Annotated in this window: 17 protein-coding genes; 7 read left to right on the top strand and 10 right to left on the bottom strand. The window is 75.1% G+C overall.

Annotated features, from left to right (window positions below; genetic code table 11):
* Window positions 1-217: 217 nt before the first annotated feature.
* Genes ACZ6KF_RS20275 through ACZ6KF_RS20265 form a run of 3 tightly spaced genes read right to left on the bottom strand, consistent with a single transcriptional unit; the run spans window position 218 to window position 3206 of the window.
* Window positions 218-886: a hydrolase gene (locus tag ACZ6KF_RS20275; RefSeq protein ID WP_356629020.1), complete on the bottom strand. Its 669-nt coding sequence runs from the start codon at window positions 884-886 to the stop codon at window positions 218-220.
* A gap of 54 nt (window positions 887-940) precedes the next feature.
* Complete coding sequence (locus ACZ6KF_RS20270) at window positions 941-1942, bottom strand: alpha/beta hydrolase (RefSeq protein WP_469239503.1); 1002 nt, start codon at window positions 1940-1942, stop codon at window positions 941-943.
* Window positions 1943-1985: 43 nt separating this feature from the next.
* Window positions 1986-3206 carry a helix-turn-helix domain-containing protein gene (locus ACZ6KF_RS20265; RefSeq protein ID WP_469239501.1) on the bottom strand — a complete coding sequence of 407 codons (1221 nt, stop codon included), beginning with the start codon at window positions 3204-3206 and terminating at the stop codon, window positions 1986-1988.
* Between the two features lie 251 nt (window positions 3207-3457).
* On the opposite strand from ACZ6KF_RS20265, the gene ACZ6KF_RS20260 reads away from it, so the two are divergent.
* Window positions 3458-6208, top strand: a complete 2751-nt coding sequence (locus ACZ6KF_RS20260) for an ATP-binding protein (protein WP_469239499.1) — start codon at window positions 3458-3460, stop codon at window positions 6206-6208.
* Between the two features lie 104 nt (window positions 6209-6312).
* On the opposite strand, the gene ACZ6KF_RS20255 is transcribed toward ACZ6KF_RS20260, so the two are convergent.
* From ACZ6KF_RS20255 to ACZ6KF_RS20240, 4 genes are all read right to left on the bottom strand, one after another.
* Window positions 6313-7026: a GPR1/FUN34/YaaH family transporter gene (locus ACZ6KF_RS20255; RefSeq protein ID WP_356629028.1), complete on the bottom strand. Its 714-nt coding sequence runs from the start codon at window positions 7024-7026 to the stop codon at window positions 6313-6315.
* Complete coding sequence (locus ACZ6KF_RS20250) at window positions 7023-7547, bottom strand: DoxX family protein (RefSeq protein ID WP_469157866.1); 525 nt, start codon at window positions 7545-7547, stop codon at window positions 7023-7025. The genes ACZ6KF_RS20255 and ACZ6KF_RS20250 overlap by 4 nt, the downstream gene beginning before the upstream one ends.
* Window positions 7548-7605: 58 nt before the next feature.
* On the bottom strand, window positions 7606-9489 hold the full coding sequence (locus ACZ6KF_RS20245; RefSeq protein WP_469239620.1) for an amidohydrolase: 1884 nt from the start codon (window positions 9487-9489) through the stop codon (window positions 7606-7608).
* 221 nt (window positions 9490-9710) lie between these two features.
* The gene (locus ACZ6KF_RS20240; RefSeq protein ID WP_469157867.1) at window positions 9711-11102 is read right to left on the bottom strand and encodes a glycoside hydrolase family 43 protein; all 1392 of its coding nucleotides are present in this window, start codon (window positions 11100-11102) and stop codon (window positions 9711-9713) included.
* A 113-nt stretch (window positions 11103-11215) separates the two neighbouring features.
* Here ACZ6KF_RS20240 and ACZ6KF_RS20235 point away from each other — a divergent pair, with 113 nt between their 5' ends.
* On the top strand, window positions 11216-11662 hold the full coding sequence (locus tag ACZ6KF_RS20235; RefSeq protein ID WP_356629034.1) for a type II toxin-antitoxin system PemK/MazF family toxin: 447 nt from the start codon (window positions 11216-11218) through the stop codon (window positions 11660-11662).
* Here ACZ6KF_RS20235 and ACZ6KF_RS20230 read toward each other — a convergent pair.
* On the bottom strand, window positions 11647-12492 hold the full coding sequence (locus ACZ6KF_RS20230; RefSeq protein ID WP_356629035.1) for a TIGR02452 family protein: 846 nt from the start codon (window positions 12490-12492) through the stop codon (window positions 11647-11649). The two genes, ACZ6KF_RS20235 and ACZ6KF_RS20230, sit on opposite strands and share 16 nt — an antisense overlap.
* Window positions 12493-12768: 276 nt before the next feature.
* Between ACZ6KF_RS20230 and egtA the strand changes: the two genes are divergently transcribed.
* The 4 genes from egtA to egtD are packed head-to-tail and all read left to right on the top strand — an operon-like array spanning window position 12769 to window position 17214.
* On the top strand, window positions 12769-14085 hold the full coding sequence (gene egtA / locus ACZ6KF_RS20225; protein WP_356629037.1) for an ergothioneine biosynthesis glutamate--cysteine ligase EgtA: 1317 nt from the start codon (window positions 12769-12771) through the stop codon (window positions 14083-14085).
* Window positions 14082-15455 carry an ergothioneine biosynthesis protein EgtB gene (gene egtB, locus ACZ6KF_RS20220; RefSeq protein ID WP_469239496.1) on the top strand — a complete coding sequence of 458 codons (1374 nt, stop codon included), beginning with the start codon at window positions 14082-14084 and terminating at the stop codon, window positions 15453-15455. The genes egtA and egtB overlap by 4 nt, the downstream gene beginning before the upstream one ends.
* Window positions 15455-16246 (top strand): ergothioneine biosynthesis protein EgtC, encoded by a 792-nt coding sequence (egtC, locus tag ACZ6KF_RS20215; RefSeq protein WP_356629041.1) that lies wholly within the window; start codon window positions 15455-15457, stop codon window positions 16244-16246. Before egtB ends, egtC begins: the two co-directional genes overlap by 1 nt.
* Window positions 16243-17214 (top strand): L-histidine N(alpha)-methyltransferase, encoded by a 972-nt coding sequence (gene egtD, locus ACZ6KF_RS20210; RefSeq protein ID WP_469175061.1) that lies wholly within the window; start codon window positions 16243-16245, stop codon window positions 17212-17214. Before egtC ends, egtD begins: the two co-directional genes overlap by 4 nt.
* 31 nt (window positions 17215-17245) lie before the next feature.
* On the opposite strand, the gene ACZ6KF_RS20205 is transcribed toward egtD, so the two are convergent.
* The gene (locus tag ACZ6KF_RS20205; RefSeq protein WP_469157870.1) at window positions 17246-18520 is read right to left on the bottom strand and encodes an extracellular solute-binding protein; all 1275 of its coding nucleotides are present in this window, start codon (window positions 18518-18520) and stop codon (window positions 17246-17248) included.
* Between the two features lie 237 nt (window positions 18521-18757).
* On the opposite strand from ACZ6KF_RS20205, the gene ACZ6KF_RS20200 reads away from it, so the two are divergent.
* On the top strand, window positions 18758-18979 hold the full coding sequence (locus ACZ6KF_RS20200; RefSeq protein ID WP_356629047.1) for a dodecin: 222 nt from the start codon (window positions 18758-18760) through the stop codon (window positions 18977-18979).
* Window positions 18980-19149: 170 nt separating this feature from the next.
* Here ACZ6KF_RS20200 and ACZ6KF_RS20195 read toward each other — a convergent pair whose 3' ends face one another.
* Complete coding sequence (locus ACZ6KF_RS20195; protein ID WP_356629049.1) at window positions 19150-19641, bottom strand: phosphatase domain-containing protein; 492 nt, start codon at window positions 19639-19641, stop codon at window positions 19150-19152.
* Between the last annotated feature and the right edge of the window lie 11 nt (window positions 19642-19652).

Raw genomic sequence — 19652 nt, 5'->3', positions numbered from 1 at the left:
CGGGGCCCGCGCGGGGGTGCCGTGCACACTCGGTCAAGGGCCCGTCCCCGCAGGTCAATCCGGGGTGCCCGGGCCCGCCGTGCCCCTCGGCTGCCCGGACCGCCGGGCCGAGCGGGCCGAGCGGCCCTGCCGCTCGGTGGGGGCGCCCGGACATGGCGGAGCGACCGCCGGGGGCACACCCCGGCGGTCGCCGACGGACGCTCGCGGAACCGGGGAGTCAGCCCGCCGCGCCCGCGCCGATGAAGTGCTTGGCGTACACGACCCCGAGGCCGTACGCGCCGGCGTGCGCCTTGACGATGTCCATCACTCCCTCGTACGTCTCGCCGCGCGCCCAGTCCCGCTGGAGCTCCAGCAGCACCTGCACCCAGGTGACGGTGACGGCGCCGGCCCGGCTCATCCGCTCCAGGGCGTGCTCGTGGGCCGCAGGGGTGACACCGCCGGAGGCGTCGGCGACGACGTAGACCTCGTAGCCCTGGCCGAGCGCGGACAGCACCGGCAGGACCAGGCAGACCTCGGTCCACAGACCGGAGATCACGATCTTCTTGCGGCCGGTGGCGCGGACGGCCCCGACCAGGTTCTCGTCCTCCCACGCGTTCATCGTGGTGCGGTCGATCGGCTTGTGGTCGGGGAAGACCTCGGCGAGCTGCGGCAGCACCGGGCCGGAGAAGGACTCGGCGGCGACGGTGGTGATGACGGACGGCACGTCGAACAGCCGGGCGGCCCTGGCCAGTCCGACGGTGCTGTTGATGACGGCCGTGCGGTCGCCGCTGCCGGTGCCGAAGAACATCTGCGGCTGGTGGTCGACGAACAGGAACACGGAGTTCTGCGGGGTGAGCAGATCGGGGCTGGGCGCCGCGGTGACCTCGTCCGGACGGAATTCGGGCATGACTGACGACTCCTTGTCGCGAAGGGGTGGTTGGTGCAGGGGTGGGAGCCGTGCTCAGACGGCGTGGAGGGCCTTGCGCAGGGCGTCGACGGCCAGGGTGACGGCCGCCTCGGCGCCCTGGGTGGAGCGCAGCGCGTTCAGCATCACGAAGTCGTGGATCACGCCCTGCACCCGCACCGCCGTCACCGGGACGCCGGCCGCGCGCAGCTTGTCCGCGTAGGCCTCGCCCTCGTCGCGCAGGACGTCCGCCTCGGCCGTGATCACGAGCGCCGGGGGCAGCCCGGTGAGTTGCTCCCGCGTGGCGCGCAGCGGGGACGCGGTGATCCGCGCCCGCTCGTCCTCGTCGGTGGTGTACTGGTCCCAGAACCACTTCATCGCCTCGCGCCGCAGGAAGTAGCGCTCGGCGAAGCGGTGGTAGGACGGAGTGTCGAAGGCCGCGTCGGTGACCGGGTAGAACAGCACCTGGAGGGCGAGTTCGAGGTCGCCGCGCTCCTTGGCCATCAGGGTGAGCGCCGCCGACATGTTGCCGCCGACCGAGTCGCCCGCGACGGCGATACGCGCGGCGTCCAGGCCGTGCCCGGCGCCCTCCTGCACGACCCACCGCGCGACGGCGTAGTTCTGCTCGATCGCCACGGGGTAGCGCACCTCGGGCGAGCGATCGTACTCGGGGAAGACGACCGCGGCACGCGCCCCGACCGCCAGTTCCCGCACGAGCCGGTCGTGGGTGTGCGCGTTGCCGAACACCCAGCCGGCGCCGTGGATGTAGACGAGGACCGGCAGCGGGCCCTCGTGTCCGGCCGGGCGGACGATCCGGGCCCGCACCGATCCCGTGGGCCCGCCCCGGACGGTCACCCACTCCTCGTCCACCTCCGGCTTGGCGATCGCCCCGGACTGAACGTCGTCCACCGCCTTGCGGCCTTCCTCGACCGGGATCTCGTAGAGATACGGCGGGTCGGCGGTGGCGGCGGCGAACTCCGCCGCGGCCCGCTCCAGGACGGGACCGGTGCCGACGGGTCCGCTGCCCGCCGGTCCAGTACTGCTGTGCTCGTCGGACATGGTGCTCGACCTCTCCTCGCGTGCCCCGTGGTTCGTGGTGGGCTCACCGTAGGAGCGGCGCGGATCGGGGAGTTTGCCCAGAGTGCAGACGGGTTGACGGGGCAAGCACACGCGGTTCGGCGGGCGGCGCGGGCCCGGCGGGAGGGTTGCCGTGTCCCTGGCGCCAGCGGCTCGGAGTCACCCCGTACACGGAGCGGAACAGCCGGCTGAAGTGGGCCGGGTTGACGAACCCCCAGGTGCGGGCGACGGCGGCGATGGTCAGCCGCTCGTTCCCGGGGCGCAGCAGGTCCTCGGCGCACTCCTCCAGCCGGCGGCGCTGGACGAGGCGGCCCACGGTGAGGTCCTCGTCCTCGAACAGCTTGTGCAGGGAGCGCACGGAGATGTGGTGGGCGGCGGCTATGGACTCGGGGCCGAGGCCGGGGTCGGTGAGGTGGCGGTCGACGTGGGCGCGGATCTCCTCCAGCAGCCGGCCGCGCGTGCCCTCGGCGGCGTCCGTGCGGGCGCCGGTGTGCTCGGCGACGAGGGAAGCGAGCAGGTCGGTGACGCTGTCGGCGAGCCGGCGGGCGATGGGCTCGGGGCAGCCGGCGGGGGTGTCGGCCAGGGCGGCGACCAGCGCGGCGAGCAGGGCCGCCGACGGGCTCGCGGGGTCGGCCTCGAGCGGGGCGAACGCGGCCAGGGCGTTGGCCCAGGGGCCGAGTGCGGCACGAGGGACCAGGCAGGCCCTGACGGGTGGGGCGACGGGCAGGCCGGGGCCGTGCGGCTCGTCGGCGCCCTGCCATGGACGGGCCCCGTACGGCCGGCCGGTGTCCCACACCAGGAGCCGCACACCCGCGGCGCCCGCCGTACGTCCGGGGCGGCGAGCGGCCCGGGCAACCAGCGCGGACGGTGTGGCCGGCGCGGCCCATGCGGCAGGTGTCACCGGTGCCGCGGAGCCGGGCACGGCGACCGCCACGAAGCCCGGTTCCTGCAGTGGGCCGAGGGCGGCGCGCCGGCCGGGTCCGGCGGGCCGATGCGCGTCGGCGTCCAGGGTGACGAAGAGCAGATGCCCCAGGCGCCGGGTGACCGGGCGGCCGTCGTCCGCCGGTGTCCGGCCGCGGGCGGCGCCGACCGGCGTCCGACCGCCGGGTGCGTCGGCCGAGAGCCGGCCGCCGGCCACCTCGACCGGCGTCCTGCCACGGCGCCCGTCGACCGGCGTCCGGCCCCGGGCCGCCTCGGCCGGCGTCCGGCCGCGGGACCCGTCGATCAGCGTCGTCGTCGGTCGCATCGCTCCTCCCGCCTCCTGCCGGCACCCTCACGTTCCCCGCACGCGGCCGGTCCGCCGGCGAAGGGCCGCGTCCGCACCCGCCCAGCGTCGGGCCCGGGCGGCGTCCGCGGCATCGGCACGATGACTGCGAAGTGACTGTGATCGCGTGCCGGCGGCCGGGCTGTGCCGCCCGCGCACCGCGGCTGCTCCCTGTGTGCGGCCGCGCCCATAAAATCGTTGTCGGGACACAGGCGTGGTGACGGGGGCATCGGGTGTCGGTCGACGGGCTGATCGGCAGGGCTGAGGAGCTGAAGGCGCTCGACGCCCTGGTCGACGGGCTGCCCCGGCAGGGCGCGGCGCTCGTGGTGCGCGGGACGCCGGGGATCGGCAAGTCGGCCCTGCTGGCGCGGACGGCGCACCGGGCGTCCGGCGCCGGGTGCACCGTACTGCGGGCGTCGGGGGTGGAGACCGAGACGCATCTGCCGTTCGCCGGGCTGCACCAGCTGACCCGGACGGTCCTGGACCGCGTGTCGGCGCTGCCGCCGGCGCAGGCGCAGGCGCTGCTCGCCGCGTTCGGGATGGGGAAGCCGTCGCCCGCGGCGCCCGCCCCGCAGTTCTTCCTGATCGCCCTGGCGACGCTCAGTCTGCTCGGCGAGGCGGCGGCCGACAGGCCCGTCCTGCTCGTCGTGGACGACGCGCAGTGGCTGGACTCGCCGACCCTCGACGTGCTGGCGTTCCTCGCCCGGCGGCTCGGCGCCGAACCCCTCGGGCTGCTGCTCGGGGTCCGCGAGGAAGCGCCGACTCCTCTGGACGCCCTCGCCCTGCCCGAACTGCGGCCGGGCCCGCTCGGTCCCGACGACGCCGAGGCGCTGCTGGACGCCGTCGAGCCGGCGCTGGAGCCCACGCTGCGGCGCCGGGTGCTGGAAGGGGCCGCCGGCAACCCGCTGGCGCTGCTGGAACTGCCCGACGCACTGCGCCGCCGGGGAACGGCCGCCGACGCCCTGGTGTCCCCGGCCGTTCCCCTGACCGCACGGCTGGAGCGGGCCTTCGCCTCCCGGCTGGCCGGACTGCCGCCGCACACCCGCAGCGCGCTGCTGATCGCCGCGTCCGACGACGAGGGTGCGGTGGACGAGGTCCTGGCGGCGGCGTCCCGGCTGGCGGGCACGCGGATCGGGCCGGACGCGTTCGAAGCCGGCGGCGCGCCCGCCCTGGTCGCGGTGGACGACCGGCGCGTCCGGTTCGCCCACCCGCTGGTGCGCGCGGCCGTCCTGCACGCCGCGTCCCCCGCCGAGCGGCGCGCCGCGCACGCCGCGCTGGCCGCCGTACTGGACGGCCGCGGCGACCGGCAGGCCTGGCACCGGGCCGCGGCCGGCGGTCGCCGGGACGAGTCCGCGGCCCTGGCGCTGGACCGGGCGGCCGAGCGGGCCGGGGCCCGCGGCGCGCCCGCGGTCGCCCTGGCCGCGGTGGAGCGGGCGCTGACGCTCGGCGAGGAGACCTCGGCCCGGGGACGCCGGCTGTTGAAGGCGGCGGAACTCGCCCTGGAACTGGGCCGCACCGACCGGGCCGCGACCCTGCTGCAGCTGGCCGCCCCGCTGGAGTTCGACGTGCCGGCGCGGGCGCGCATGGTGCTGCTGCGCGAGGCCCTGGAGACGGACGTGTCGACCAGCGTTCCCCGGCTGCGGCTGCTGCTCGCCACGGCCGAGGCGGCGGCCGGCGCGGGCGAGCCCGAGCCGGCGCTGCGGCTGCTGCGGGCGGCGGCGCGGCGGTGCTGGTGGTCGGATCCGGGGCGGGAGCTGCGCGAGCGGGTGGTCGCGGCGGCCGAACGGCTCCCGGTGCCCGAGCTGCACCCCGAGCTGGTGTACGTCCTGGCCGCGGCGGCCCCGCTGGAGCGCGGCACGACCGTCGTGGAACGGCTGGAACGGCTGGAGTTCCGGGGCGGTTACGACGTCATCGGCGCCGCCACGCTGGGCACCGCGGCCACGATGGCGGGCGCCTACGACCACGCCGGGGGCTTCCTGCGGCACGCGGCGGCGGGGCTGCGGGCCCAGGGCAGGCTCGGGCTGCTGTCCCAGACGCTGGTGTCGCTGTCGTTCACCGCGGCCCACATCGTGGACTGGGAGTCGGGGCTGCCGAGCGTGGCCGAGGCGCTGCGGCTCGCGGAGGAGTGCGCGCTGCCGCGCTGGCTGACCGGCGCCCGGATCGCCAAGGCCCACTTCGCCGCCATCCTCGGGGACCTGGAGGCGGCGCAGACGGCCATCGGCGAGGCGGAGCGGCAGGGGCTGACCGTCGCCAACCCGTCCAATCTGGCGTTCATCCAGAACACGCGCGGTCTGATCGCGCTGGCGGCCGGGCGGCACGCGGAGGCGTTCGCCTGTGTGTGGCGGGTGTTCGACCCCTCCGACCCGGCCCACCACCCGTATCTGCAGACGGTCGCGATCACGACGCTCGCCGAGGCCGCGGTCTCCGAGGAGCACCGGGCGCTCGCGCGGGAGGCGCTGCGCCGGCTCGACGCCGCGTCCGCCGCCACGGACGTCCGGATGATCCGGGCCAACCTCGCCTTCGCGCACGCCCTGCTGGCGGACGACGAGGAGGCCGGGGAGCGGTTCCGGTCGGCGCTGGCCCTGGACCTGTCCCGCGATCCCTTCACCCGGGCGCGGCTGCTGCTCGCCCAGGGGGCCTGGCTGCGGCGCAGGCGCCGGGTGATGGAGTCGCGTACGCCGCTGCGGATCGCCAAGGAGTCGCTCGCCGCGCTGGGGGCGCAGCCGTGGCACGAGCGGGCGGCCCAGGAACTGCGGTCGGCGGGCGAGGGCGGGGCGCAGGCCGGTCCTCCCGGCTGGGATCTGCTCACGCCCCAGGAGCTGCAGATCGCCCAGTTGGCGGCGACGGGCTTGTCCAACCGGGAGATCGGGCAGCAGCTGTACCTCTCCCCGCGCACGGTCGGGGCCCATCTGTACCGGATCTACCCGAAGTTGGGGATCACCTCGCGGGGTCAGCTGCGGGAGCGGCTCGGTCCGCGCGGGTGACGGGCCGCCTCCCGGCGGGTGACGGGCCGTTCCGCGCGGATGGCGGGTGGCGGGTGACGGCGACAGGCGGCGGGCGGCCCGCGGGCGGCGGCCGGCCGTCGGCGTCACAAGGTGCGGCGTACGCCCGCCTGGCGCTCCAGGTTCCGCAGCTGCACCGCGAGGTCGCCCTCCACGGCGTCGTACGCCGGCCCCTTGCGGCCGACGGGCAGGACCTCCTCGCCGCGCATGTCCTCGACCATGTGCGCGAACGCCGCGTACAGGGCGACCGCCGCGAGGAGCAGCCCGAACACGCCGGAGATGCGGCCGAGCCAGCCGGCGCCGGTGAGGCTGAACAGGGCCGCGACCGTGAAGCGCGGCACCGCCACGCACAGCACCAGCCACATGGCGCGCTTGCGGTGCGCGACGGTCGCCATCAGCAGGGCGAAGAAGGCGAAGACGAGGTTGAGCACGCCGAGCACCCGTGCTCCGGAGGGCGGTTCGAGCGCCAGGACCAGGGCGGACGCCAGCCAGGTGCCGGAGAAGCAGGCCATGAGGGTGGCCGCGAGCACGTCCCGCGCGCCGAACGCCAGGACGGCGACCAGGAGTTGGAGGACGAAGGCGGGCAGGATCGTCAGGGCGACGGCCCGGCCGGCGTCCGCGCCGAGCAGGTCCAGCTGGAAGACGCCGACGATCACGGAGGCGATGGCGACGGCGAAGAAGCCGAGGGGCATCGGGGAGGCGATGGGCCGCAGGTTGATGCGGGTCATCGACCGCAGGTCCGGCTCGTGGCGCCGGGCGGACTCGGGCCGCCGCGGGGCGGGCTCGGGGCTGTCGCTCATGACGTGCTCTCCTGGGGGCGGTGGGGACGGGGGTGACGTTGCGGCCGGTGCAGGACCAGGCGCGTCAGCAGGCCGCTGCCGACCCCGGCGGCGACGGCGAGCGGGGCCCACCAGGCCGGCCAGGGCAGCAGTCCGAGCCGGGCGTCCAGCGACCAGTCGCCGGGGCCGGTCGCGGACAGGACGGCGGTCACCACGATCAGCACGAGGGGGTATTCGTAACCGTCGTTCTGGACCCACAGGCCGTGCCGCCACTTGACGGTGAGCGCGACGGTCATGACGCCCATCGCCGCGGTGGCCGCGAGCGGGGTCAGCAGTCCGGCGGCGAGGAAGAGGCCGGAGCCGATCTGGCCGGCGCCCGCGGCGAGCGCGGTGAGCGCGCCGCCGCGGAAGCCGTCGTCGCGGAACTCCTGGATGCCGCCGCGCAGCCCCCGGCCGCCGAGTCGGAAGCTGACCTTCTGGACTCCGTGGCCCGCGATCAGCAGGCCGATGATCACCCGCAGGACGAGCAGTCCGGTGTTCATGGTGGCTCCTGTGGTGGTTCGGGGTTCTCTCGGTGCACGGGCCCGGCGGCGCCCGGCGTCACAGCACGAAGCACGGGTCGAACACCTCTGAGCGGGCCTCGGGCGCGAGGCCGCGCGCGGCCCGCCACCGGCGGTGCTGTTCGGACTCGGCGACGGCCTGCGCGAGCAGGTCGGCCTGCCGGGCGCCGGTGAGGCTGGGCCGGGGTGTGGCCCGGTAGCCGCCGAAGTGGGCGACGGGGCTCCACTCGGGCCGGACGGGTTCGATCGCCTCGTCCAGGCCCTCGTACTCGGCCGCCGCGTGGACGATCCGTCCGCCGACGACCGTGAGGACGGACTCGATGTGCGGGATGTCCTCGGCCGGCACGCCGAAGTAGTCGTCGGACAGGACGGCGAGGTCCGCGAAGTGCCCTTCTTTCAGGCGGCCCTTGACGTCGTCCTCGCCGGTGAGGCGGGCACCGCCGAGGGTGTACAGCTCCAGGGCGGTCTCCCGGCTGAGCCGGTTGCTCTCCGGGTACAGGGGCAGGTCGCCGACCGTTCGGCCGGTGACCAGCCAGTGCAGGGCGACCCACGGGTTGTACGAGGACACCCGGGTGGCGTCGGTGCCGGCCCCGACGGTCAGCCCCTTGTCGAGCATCCGCCGCACGGGCGGGGTGCGGGTGGCGGCCGCCGCGCCGTAGCGGTCGACGAAGGCGCGGCCCTGGAAGGACATGCGGTTCTGCACGGAGACCGCGCCGCCGAGCGCGGCGATCCGGTCCAGGCTGGCGTCGCTCACGGTCTCCGCGTGGTCGAACAGCCAGCGGTTGCCGGCCGGGAACAGGCCCTCGGCGGCGAGGCGTTCGAAGACGGCGAGGTCGCGGCGGATGGTGTCGTCGTAGGTGGCGTGCAGCCGGAAGCCCCAGCCGTTCTCCATCAGCAGCCGCACCGCCTTCTCGAACTCCGCCTCGTAGCCGTCGGCGAGTTCGGGGCGGGGCTCGGTGAAGTTCTCGAAGTCGGCGGCGGCCCAGGTGAGGTTCTCGCCGGCGCCGTTGAGGCGCAGCCAGGCGTCGCCGTCCTGCGGGCGGACCGTCTCGATCCAGCGGGTCAGGTCGGCGATCTCCTGTCCGCCGGTCTGCGGGAACAGGTGGTAGGCGATGCGCAGCGTCAGCTCGCCGCGCCGGGCCAGTTCGATGACCGCGGCGTAGTTGTCGGGGAAGTTCTGGAAGCCGCCGGCCGCGTCGACGGCCGACGTCAGCCCGAAGCGGTTGAGCTCGCGCAGGAAGTGCCGGGTGGACAGGAGCTGTTCGCCGGGGGCGAGGGCGGGGGCCTTGGCGAGCGTGGAGTAGAGGATCAGCGCGCCCGGGGCGGCCAGCAGCACGCCGGTGGGCCGGCCGTCCCGGCCCCGCACGATCTGGCCGCCGGGCGGGTCGGGGGTCTCGGCGGTGAAGCCGGCGGCGCGCACGGCCGCGCGGTTCATCAGCGCGGACTGGTAGAGGTGCAGCACGAAGACCGGGGTGTCCGGGGCGGCGGCGTTCAGCTCGGCGACGGTCGGCATCCGGCACTCGGCGAACTGCTCCGCCGTCCAGCCCCCGACGACCCTGATCCACTGTCCGGCAGGGGTGCGCCCGGCCTGCTCCCGCAGCATCGCCAGCGCCTGCCGCAGCGAGGGCACGCCGTCCCAGCGCAGTTCGAGCACGTAGTTGAGGCCGCCCCGGATGACGTGCAGATGCGAGTCGTTGAGGCCGGGGACGACGCGGCGGCCGAGGGCGTCGACCACTTTCGTCTCCGGCCCCACCAGGCCCGCGAGGTCGTGGTCGTCGCCCAGCGCCAGGACCCGGCCGTCGCGGACGGCGATCCCGCGCGCCTCGGGCCGTGCCCGGTCGCCCGTGTACACCTTGGCGTTGCGCACGAGCAGTTCGGCGGGCTCGGCGGCGCCGGAGGTCGGCGCCATGCCCGCAACCGGCATGCTGGTCACGTCGGCTCCCCTTCGGTGAGGTGGTCGGCCCGGACGGCGGACGCGCGCCGGGCCTTTCCGTTGTCACCGTAGGAGCGGGGCGCGGCGCGGCCTGTGCCCGGAGCGCACACGCGTTGTCCGGCCCGGCACGCTCCCGCCCGGGCGGGCTCCGGGCGGGGCGGCGGCGGTCACCCGCGCCGGCCGGCGGACGGGGAGCCGGCGGGGTGGCCGGCTCAGGACCAGGCGGTCACCGGCAGGAAGGAGCTGTCCTGCCGGAACAGCTCCGTGCCGTCGGCCGGGTCCACGCGCAGCTGGTAGCCGTAGTGGCGCAGATAGCGACCCGGGTAGTTGTACGACTCGAAGCGGACGGCTCCGGAGGCGGTGCCCGTGCGGGCGATGAACGTGGCGTCGCGGGCGAGGACCGCGGAGCCGTCGTCGGCGTCGAATCGGCCCCGGAAGTCCCAGTGCCGCAGGTACCTGCCCGAGGCGTCGCGGAAGGAGAAGGCGGCGGGGTCGGCGAGTCCCGGCGCCAGGGTGAAGGACGCCGCCTGTTTCTCCGCGGTGGTGGACGAGGAGGTCACCACGGGCAGGTTGAGCAGGGCGGACTGCTCCTGCCAGTGGCGGGTGGGGAAGTTGACCGAGCGGAAGGAGCGGCGGACGCCGGTGGCGAGGGCCGGGCCTGCGGGGACGGTCTCCTTGAGCACGGTGAAGTGGCGGGCGGTTCCGGAGATGCCGGGGAGCCTGCTGGGCGCCGTCCAGGTGGCGAAGGTGTCGTGGCTGTCGCTGTAGTAGTAACTGCCGTCGCCGTAGCCGTCGAAGAAGATCCGCCAGGCGCCGTTGTCGAGCCGGATCAGCGCGGGCCCCTCGCGGGTGCCGCCCCAGCCGGCCCAGTCGCCGGTCCGGTGGACGGTGTACGGGCCGCCCAGGCTGGAGGCGGTGGCGTACTCGATGTACTTCGTCGTCTCGTTCTTCGGGAACGCGTGGTAGGTGGACCCGGTCCGGACGATGAAGGTGTCGATGCGGTTGGCGCCGATCCCCGTCAGGGCGACCGGCGGACTCCAGGCGGTCAGGGCGGAGTTGGCGGCCCTCATCCGGTACGGGGTGAAGATCCACTGGTTGTCGGCGGTGGAGCAGGACACGATGACGTGGACGCTGCCGTCGGCGTCGACGAACCACTCCGGCGCCCACGCCCGGGACAGGCCCGCGATCGGGACCGGATGGTCGTACAGGAACGTCCAGTCGAGCCGGTCGGCGCTGCGGGCGAAGCCGATGGTGGTGCTGGTGTCCTGCCAGGTGCGGGTGGTGTAGACGAGATAGTAGAGGCCGTCGGTGTGCTTGAGGATGCTGGCGTCGCGGATGCGGTGGGCGGGCGGCCGGTAGGCGGCGGAGCGCAGCAGCCGGAAGTCGGTGGCGTCGTCGGACTGGTAGACGTTCACGGTCCCGTCGTCGCTGTCGAGGAACGGGACGATGGTGTAGCGGGTGGCGGATCCGCTCGGCGGCGCGGCGGCGTGGGCGACGCCGAGCGGTCCGGCTTCGCCGAGCGCGAGCGCGGAGGCGGGCAGGGCGGTCAGGGCGGCGCGCAGCAGGGTCCGGCGGGAGGGGGTGGCGGGGTGGTGTGGGGGCACGGGCGGCTCTCCTCTGAACGTCCGACATACCGAACACGGTTCGGGAAGGCGGTCAGAAGCTAGAGCCGGGGCATGGACGCGTCAATGGCCGGCGCAGGGCTACCGTGACCCCCGTGACTGCCTTCACCGACGACGCCGCGCCCGGCCGCTTCGGCCCCACCGCCACCACCGAGACCGACCCGCGCGCGGTGGGCCGGGTCCGCACCGAGTACTCCCCCGCGCACGACGGCGACCCGGATCCCGGCGAGATCGTCTGGACGTGGGTGCCCTACGAGGAGAACGACGGGCGCGGCAAGGACCGGCCGGTTCTGGTCGTCGCCCGGGAGGCGGCGGGCACCTTCCTCGCCGTGCGGCTCAGCAGCAAGCGGCACGGCGGGGACCGCGAGTGGGTGCCGATCGGGCAGGGACCGTGGGACCGGTCCGGGCGGGACTCGTGGGTGGGCGTGGACCGGGTGCTGCGGCTGCACGAGCGGGGGATGCGCCGGGAGGCCTGCGCGCTGGACCGGATGCGGTTCGACCTGGTCCGGCGGCGGCTGCGGGAGCGCTATGGCTGGAGCTGAGCCGCCGGCGCCGCGGCGGACGCCTCGGGGAACGCCCGGACGAACGCGGCGCGCACCACGGCGCCCGGAGTGCGGTCCAGCACGCCGAACACCACCTGCGTGAACACGCCCGCGAACCGGCCGCCGGGTGCGAGCAGGTCCCGGAACGCGCCCGCCACCTGCGCCGGGTCGTTCTGGAAGACGCCGCAGCCCCAGGCGCCCAGCACCAGCCGCCGGTGGCCGTGGTGGGCGGCGGTCTCCAGCACCCGCTCGGCGCGCACGGCGAGGACGCGCGGCAGTTCCGCCGCCCGCTGCGGCGCCGTACGGCGCACGACCCCGGCGTTCGGGGCCGCCGCAGTGAGGAAGGCGGCGGTGAAGGGCTCCTCCAGCAGCCGGCCCCGGTCGTCGCGGAAGACCGGCACGCCCGGGGAGTGGATGACGCGGTCCGAGTACAACGGGTCGCGGTGGGCGCGGTGGTGGGCGTAGAACTCCGGGGCCCGCAGCAGGCAGGCGTACAGCGCCGAGGCACGGCACAGCGCCTCCTCCTGGGCCTGGGCGCCGTTGAGGAAGCCGCCGCCCGGGTTGCGGGCGGAGGCGAAGTTGAGCACGGCGGCGTCGCCGATCCGGCGGGCCGCCTCCAGGCTGCTCTCCCCCGTCACCTCGAACACGGTGGCCCCGCCGTCCGGCAGGGAGGGGAGCGGCACCGGGTCGGGTCCGTGCATGAACGTGCCCGCGCACGCCTCCCGGACCGCGGCGGCGAGGGACACCTCGCGCCCGCCGTCCGAGCGGTAGCCGCCGTCGGCCACGATCCGCTCGGTCTCCCGCGCGAGCGCGCGCAGCCGGGCGCTCATGGCGCCACCCCCGTGGACGCCATGACCGCCCCGACCGCACACGGCCGGCGGGCCGCTCCCGTCTTCCCCGTGGTGCTCATGAACGCATCGTGAGCGATGCTGGTCCTGCGGTGCAACGGAGTTTTCCCGCCCCGGGAACCCGCCCCCCGCGGTCCGGCACGTCCGCGGTCGCGCCCTTGTGCGCGGCGGTGCGAGGGGTTTGGGTGGACGGTGGAGCCGGTCCGGGACGCGTTCCCGGGCCCGGCGACATGGTGGAACTCTCAGGAGGAACCCGACATGTCCGATACCGAGCCCGCCGGTCCGGCGGGCGACCGTACGGATTCCCGGTCCGCCGTCACCGAAGCCGAGGTGGAGGCCCTGGTCCGCGGGATCTGTTTCAAGACGGGACCGCCCCGCCGCGTCGGCGTGGAAGTGGAATGGCTGGTCCACGAGCTGCGCGAACCGCGGCTCCCCGTGACGTCCGAACGACTCGAAGCGGCCTACGCCGCACTGCGCACCGTCCCGCTGCGGTCCGCGCTCACCGTCGAACCCGGCGGTCAGCTGGAGCTCAGCTCCCCGCCCGCCGCCTCCCTGACGGACTGCGTGCGCACCGTCTCCGCCGACCTGGACGCCGTCCGCACCGCCCTGCGCGAGCACGGTCTCGGCCTCAGCGGCCTCGGCCACGACCCGTGGCACCCTCCCCGCCGGTTCCTGCGCGAGCCCCGCTACGACGCCATGGAGGCCTGCCTGGACCGCACCGGCCCGGCCGGCCGCGCCATGATGTGCACCTCGGCCTCGGTGCAGGTCTGCCTGGACGCCGGGCACGAGGAGCCGGGCCCGCTCGGACATGTGCGGCGCTGGTGGCTGGCCCACCAGTTGGGCGCGGTCCTGGTGGCCGCCTTCGCCAACTCCCCCGTGGTCGAGCACGCGCCCACCGGCTGGCGCTCCACCCGTCAGCTGCGGTGGACGCAGATCGGCTCCGGCCGGGCGGGCGGCCCCGCCCTGGACACCGCACCGCGTGAGGCGTGGGCCCGGCACGTCCTGGACGCCCCGGTGATGTGCGTACGGCGCGACGGCGGCCCGTGGGACGTTCCCGAGGCGCTGTCCTTCCGGGAGTGGACCCGCACCGGCCTGCCCCGGCCCCCGACCAGGGACGACCTCGACTATCACGTCACGACGCTGTTCCCGCCGGTCAGACCGCGCGGCCACCTGGAACTGCGCATGATCGACGCGCAGCCCGGCGACGACGGCTGGATCGTGCCGCTGGCCGTGACGACCGCGCTGTTCGACGATCCGGAGGCCGCCGAGACGGCCTACCGCGCGGTGAAGCCGCTGGGCGAGCGCACCCGGGCACGGCCCGCTCCGCACAATCCGCTGTGGCTGGAGGCGGCCCGCAGCGGCCTCGCCGACCCGGAGCTGCGCGAGGTGGCCGCCCAGTGCTTCGCCGCGGCCCTCGACGCGCTGCCCCGCCTCGGGGCCGGCCCGGGGATCACCGACGCCGTGGCGGCGTACCGGGACCGCTATGTGAGCCGGGGCCGCTGCCCCGCCGACGACCTGCTCGACCGGCTGTACGGCGCCGGCCGCAGCCCGCACGGGAGGGACGACCGCCCATGACCGACTCCGTCACCGATTCCGTCACCGATTCCGTCACCGACACCGGCCACGGCTCCCCCGTACCCGCCGACCCCGAGACGCTGCGCGAGCGCGCCCTGGCCTCGCTGCTCACCGCGCGGGACCGCACCACCCTGCTGACCGGCTGCGTCGAGGAGCCGGACCTGACCGCGCAGCACTCCCCGCTGATGTCCCCGCTGGTGTGGGACCTCGCCCACATCGGCAACCAGGAGGAGCAGTGGCTGCTGCGGGCGGTCGCCGGACAGGAGGCGATACGGCCCGAGATCGACAGCCTCTACGACGCCTTCGAGCATCCCCGGTCCGAGCGGCCCTCGCTGCCGCTGCTGCCGCCCGCCGAGGCCCGCCGGTACGCGGCCGACGTGCGCGGCCGGGTGCTGGACGTGCTGGCGCGCACGCCGTTCGAGGGCACGACCCGGCTCACCGAGGCCGGGTTCGCCTTCGGCATGATCGCCCAGCACGAACAGCAGCACGACGAGACGATGTTGATCACCCATCAGCTCCGCAAGGGCCCGCAGGCCCTGGCCGCCCCGGACCCCGGGCCCGCCCCGCTGTTCACGGGACCGTCCGAAGTCGTGGTTCCCGGCGGCCCGTTCACCATGGGCGCCACCGACGAGCCGTGGGCGCTGGACAACGAACTCCCGGCCCACCGCCGCGAGGTGGCGTCGTTCGCCATCGACACCACGCCGGTGACCAACGGCGCCTACCAGGTGTTCATCCAGGACGGCGGGTACGACGACCCGCGCTGGTGGACGGCGGAGGGCTGGGCGCACATCCGCCGGCACGCCATCCGGGCCCCGCTGTTCTGGCACGGCGACGGCGGGCAGTGGCTGCGCCGCCGGTTCGGGGCGACGGAGATCGTGCCGCCCGACGAGCCGGTGCTGCACGTGTGCTGGTACGAGGCCGACGCGTACGCCCGCTGGGCCGGGCGCCGGCTGCCCACCGAGGCCGAGTGGGAGAAGGCTGCCCGCTTCGACCCGGCGACCGGCCGCTCCCGCCGCTACCCGTGGGGCGACGCCGATCCGGGGGCCGAGCACGCCAACCTGGGCCAGCGGCATCTGCGCCCGGCCCCCGCCGGCAGCTACCCGGCGGGCGAGTCGCCGCTCGGCGTACGCCAGTTGATCGGGGACGTGTGGGAGTGGACGGCGAGCGACTTCCTGCCGTACCCGGGATTCACGGCGTTCCCGTACAAGGAGTACTCGGAGGTGTTCTTCGGGCCCGACCACAAGGTCCTGCGCGGCGGTTCGTTCGCCGTGGACCCGGTGGCCTGCCGGGGCACCTTCCGCAACTGGGACTACCCGATCCGGCGGCAGATCTTCTCCGGCTTCCGCACGGCCCGCTCGGTGGACGCCTGATGTGCCGTCACATCGCTTACGCGGGACCGGAGCTGGCGCTCGGCGAGGTGCTCGTCGATCCGCCGCACGCGCTGTACCGGCAGTCGTGGGCGCCGCGGCGGCAGCGCCACGGGACCGTCAACGCCGACGGTTTCGGAGTCGGCTGGTACGCCGAGGGCGATCCGCGCCCGGCCCGTTACCGGCGGGCCGGGCCGATCTGGGCGGACCTGTCCTTCGCCGACCTCGCACGCGTCGTGCGCACCACCACGCTGCTCGCCGCGGTGCGCGACGCGACGCTGGCCGGCGCCGACGCGGAGGCCGCGGCGGCCCCGTACGCGGCCGGGCCCTGGCTGTTCAGCCACAACGGCGCCGTCAAGGGCTGGCCCGGCTCCCTGGCGCCGCTGTCGCGGACCCTGGACCCGGTGGATCTGCTGTCCCTGGAGGCCCGCAACGACTCCGCGCTGGTGTGGGCCCTGGTCCTGGCCCGGCTGCGGGCCGGGGACGATCCGGGGCGGGCGCTGGCCGAGACCGTGCCGGAGGTCGCCGCGGCGGCCCCCGGCTCCCGGCTCAACCTGCTGGTGACCGACGGCGCCTCCGTCGCCGCGACCGCCTGGGGCGACACCCTGTGGTACCTGTCCCGGCCCGCGGGCGGCACGGTCGTGGCCTCCGAGCCGTACGACGACGATCCGCGCTGGCGCGAGGCGCCCGACCGCACCCTGCTCACCGCGGGCGGCGCCGGGGTGCGGCTCACGCCGCTGAAGGAGCCGAGCGACGTCTCGGCGCACGCACCGACCGAGGAGCCCCACCCGTGAGTCCGTTCCACCTCACCCGCACCCTGCCCGAGGGCGCCACGGAAGCGGCACTGCGCCAGGACGTCCTGCGCGGGCTGACCGCCACGCCCAAGACCCTGCCGCCGAAGTGGTTCTACGACGCCCGCGGCAGCGAACTGTTCGACGAGATCACCGAGTTGCCCGAGTACTACCCGACCCGCGCCGAGCGGGAGATCCTGCTCGCCCGTTCCGCCGACGTCGCGGCGGCGACCGGCGCCCGCACCCTGGTCGAACTGGGCTCCGGCTCCTCGGAGAAGACGCGTCTGCTCATCGACGCGCTGACCGGGACGGGCGCCCTGCACACGTACGTCCCGGTCGACGTCAGCGAGAGCGCGCTCACCCGGGCGGGGCACGCCCTGGTCGCGGAGCGGCCCGGTCTGCGGGTGCACGCGCTGATCGCCGACTTCACCGCCGGGCTGGAGCTGCCGGACTCACCGGGGCCCCGGCTGCTGGCGTTCCTCGGCGGCACGATCGGCAATCTGCTGCCCGCCGAACGCGCCGCGTTCCTCGCCTCGGTGCGCGCACTGCTCGCCCCGGGCGACGCGCTGCTGCTCGGCACGGACCTGGTCAAGGACGAGCGGGTCCTGGTCCGGGCGTACGACGACGCTGCCGGGGTGACGGCGGCGTTCAACAAGAACGTCCTGACCGTCGTCGACCGCGAGCTGGGCGCCGACTTCGATCCGGGCGCCTTCGACCATGTGGCCCTGTGGGACGCCGAGCGGGAGTGGATCGAGATGCGGCTGCGCTCGCGCACCGCGCAGACCGTGAAGGTGCCGGCGCTCGACCTCGCCGTGGACTTCGCGACGGGCGAGGAACTGCGCACGGAGGTCTCCGCGAAGTTCCGCAAGGAGGGCGTGCGCGCCGAGCTGCGCGCGGCCGGCCTGGAGCCGGTCCACTGGTGGACGGACTCCGAGGGCCGGTTCGCGCTGTCGCTCGGCGTGGCCCGGTAACGGCCGGGGGCCCGCGCCACCGGGTCCGGCGTCAGGAGACGGAGACCGTCAGCGCCTCGGTGATCCGCTGCGAGGCGCGGCGGGCCTCCGTCGCCGGGTCGGCGCCGGTCAGCACCTTCGTCATGTACTCCTTGATCGGGTTGTCCGCCTCGACGTTGGCCCACTCGGGAGAGGAGGGGGTCGCCCGGCCCCGCGCGGCGCCCGCCGCCATCGCGGCGACCCCTTCCTCGCCGGCGACCGCGTCGGCCAGCGTCGTCTTGTTGGGCACGTAGTTCATGGTCCGGGCCAGTTCGGTGTTCCACTTCTCGCCGGCGAGCGCCTCCACGACCGCGACGGCGGCCTCGCGCTGGTCGGTGTTCCTCGGCACGACCAGGTCGGAGCCGCCGGTGAAGACGGCGCCCGGCTTGTCGGCGCTCCGGCCCGGCACCGGGAAGAAGCCCAGCTTGCCCTTCAGGTCCGGGTTCCGCTCGACGATGGCGCGGGCGAGGCCGGGCACCGCCACGATCTGCGCGACCCGTCCGTCGGCGAACACCCCGGCCTGCGGCGGGTGTTCCTCGTCGGCGTCGACCGGGCCGTCGCCGAGCGCCTGGAGCCGCCGGTAGAAGTCCATGCCGCGCAGGGCGGCCGGGGTGTCCAGCGTGCCGTACCACGAACCGCCGCGCTGCTCGGCGAGTTCGCCGCCCTCCTCCCAGATGAAACCGGAGAGCGTGTACCAGTCCTGGCCCGCGAGGTAGATGCCCTGGCGGCCGTCCCCGTCGAGCTTCTCGGTGACCGCCAGCCACTCGTCCTGGGTCTTCGGCACCCCGGTGACGCCGGCCTCGGCGAACAGGTCCTTGCGGTAGATGACGACGCGGTTGGCCGCGTACCAGGGGATGCCGTACTGGGTGGAACTCTGCTGCCCCGGTTCGGCGAGGCCGGGCAGCCAGTCGCGCATCCCCCAGTCCCGCATCGACTCCAGCGTCAGGTCGAGCAGTCCGCCGCCGGCGACGTACTGCGGGACCTGGGTGTTGCCGACCTCGATGACGTCCGGCCCGTTCGCGCCCTCCTCCCCGGCGCGGGCGTCGAGCGCGGCGTGCACCTTCTCCCCGATGCCGGTCCATTCCTGGATGCGGATGTCGAGGTCGAGGTCGCCGTGGGCGCTCTCGAAGTCCTCGGTGAACCGGTCGATGAACTCCCGGGAGGCGCTGTCCTTCATCAGCCATACGGTGACCGTGCGCCGCTCGCTCCCACCCCCCTGCGGCACGAGTCCGCAGGCGCCGGCCAGGGAGGCGGACACGCAGACGAGGGCGAGGAAACGAAGTCTCACGGTGGTCCTGTTCTGTCTGACGGACAGGGGGAAGGGACCCGACGTGGGGGGCCGAGTCCGGGACTCGGACGGGTGTGCCGATTTTGGTATGGACCAATGCGGAGGTCAAGACCGGTGCGGTCACCGTCCGGGGACGGCCGACGTCTCGCGCTCCGCCTCGGCTTGGGGCACGGTGGAGTGACGTGTGACACACGCGCGGCCGAAGAGGCGGCGGAGGAACGGAAGGGGAGCACCCGTATGTCGAACCACATCTACCGGGTCACCGAGATCGTCGGCACCTCGCCCGACGGCGTGGACCAGGCGGTCCGCAACGCCATCGGCCGCGCCTCGCAGACCCTGCGCAACCTGGACTGGTTCGAGGTGACGCAGGTCAGGGGGCAGATCGAGAACGGGCAGGTGGCGCACTGGCAGGTGGGCCTGAAGGTGGGCTTCCGGCTGGAGGACGCGGACGCGGGCTGAGGGGCGGACGCAGGGGCGGGCCGAGGCGCGCTCCACGCGGCGGCCGGCGGTCGGCGGCGTCCCGTGCGCCGGGTTGCGCCGGTGTCGTGCGTCGGGTCCCGTGTGCCGGGTGTCGGGTCCCGTGTGCCGGGTGCGTCGGGCGAGCCGGCGTGCGGGGTGCGCGAGGTGCTTCAGGTGCGGCCCTCCTTCTCCTGGGCCGCCTTAAGGTCGGCCGACGGGCTCGCCCAGCGCGCCCGCACCACGGTGAACCCGGCCCGTTCGGCGTCCGCGCACACCAGTTCGTCGTCGTCCACGAGGACGCGGACCGTGCGGGTGCGGGCGAGCCGGCGCAGGATCTGGAGCTTGGTGAAGCGGGCCGGCCTGCGGTCGTCGTCGCGCCGCATGTACACGCGGCCCTCGGGCAGTCCGTGCCGGGCCAGCCACTCCAGTGTGTCGCGCCGGCAGCGCTCGGGACGGCCGGTGAGGTAGACGACCTCGCACTCCTGCGCGCTCGCCGACGCCAGGGCCAGTCCCTCGGGGAGCGGCGGGTCCTGGGGCGCCGCCGCGAAGAAGGCGTCCCAGTCGCGCGGCCTGCGCTCCAGGAACCGCTGCCGGTGGGCGGTGTCCGCGAGGGTGTTGTCCAGGTCGAAGACGGCGAGCGGCCGTGCGCTGTCGGCTGTCACGCCCCCAGCCT

The sequence above is a fragment of the Streptomyces sp. NPDC046379 genome (genome assembly GCF_055587785.1).
Note: the sequence above shows the minus strand (reverse complement) of the source record. Positions and strands in the feature narration are given on the sequence as shown.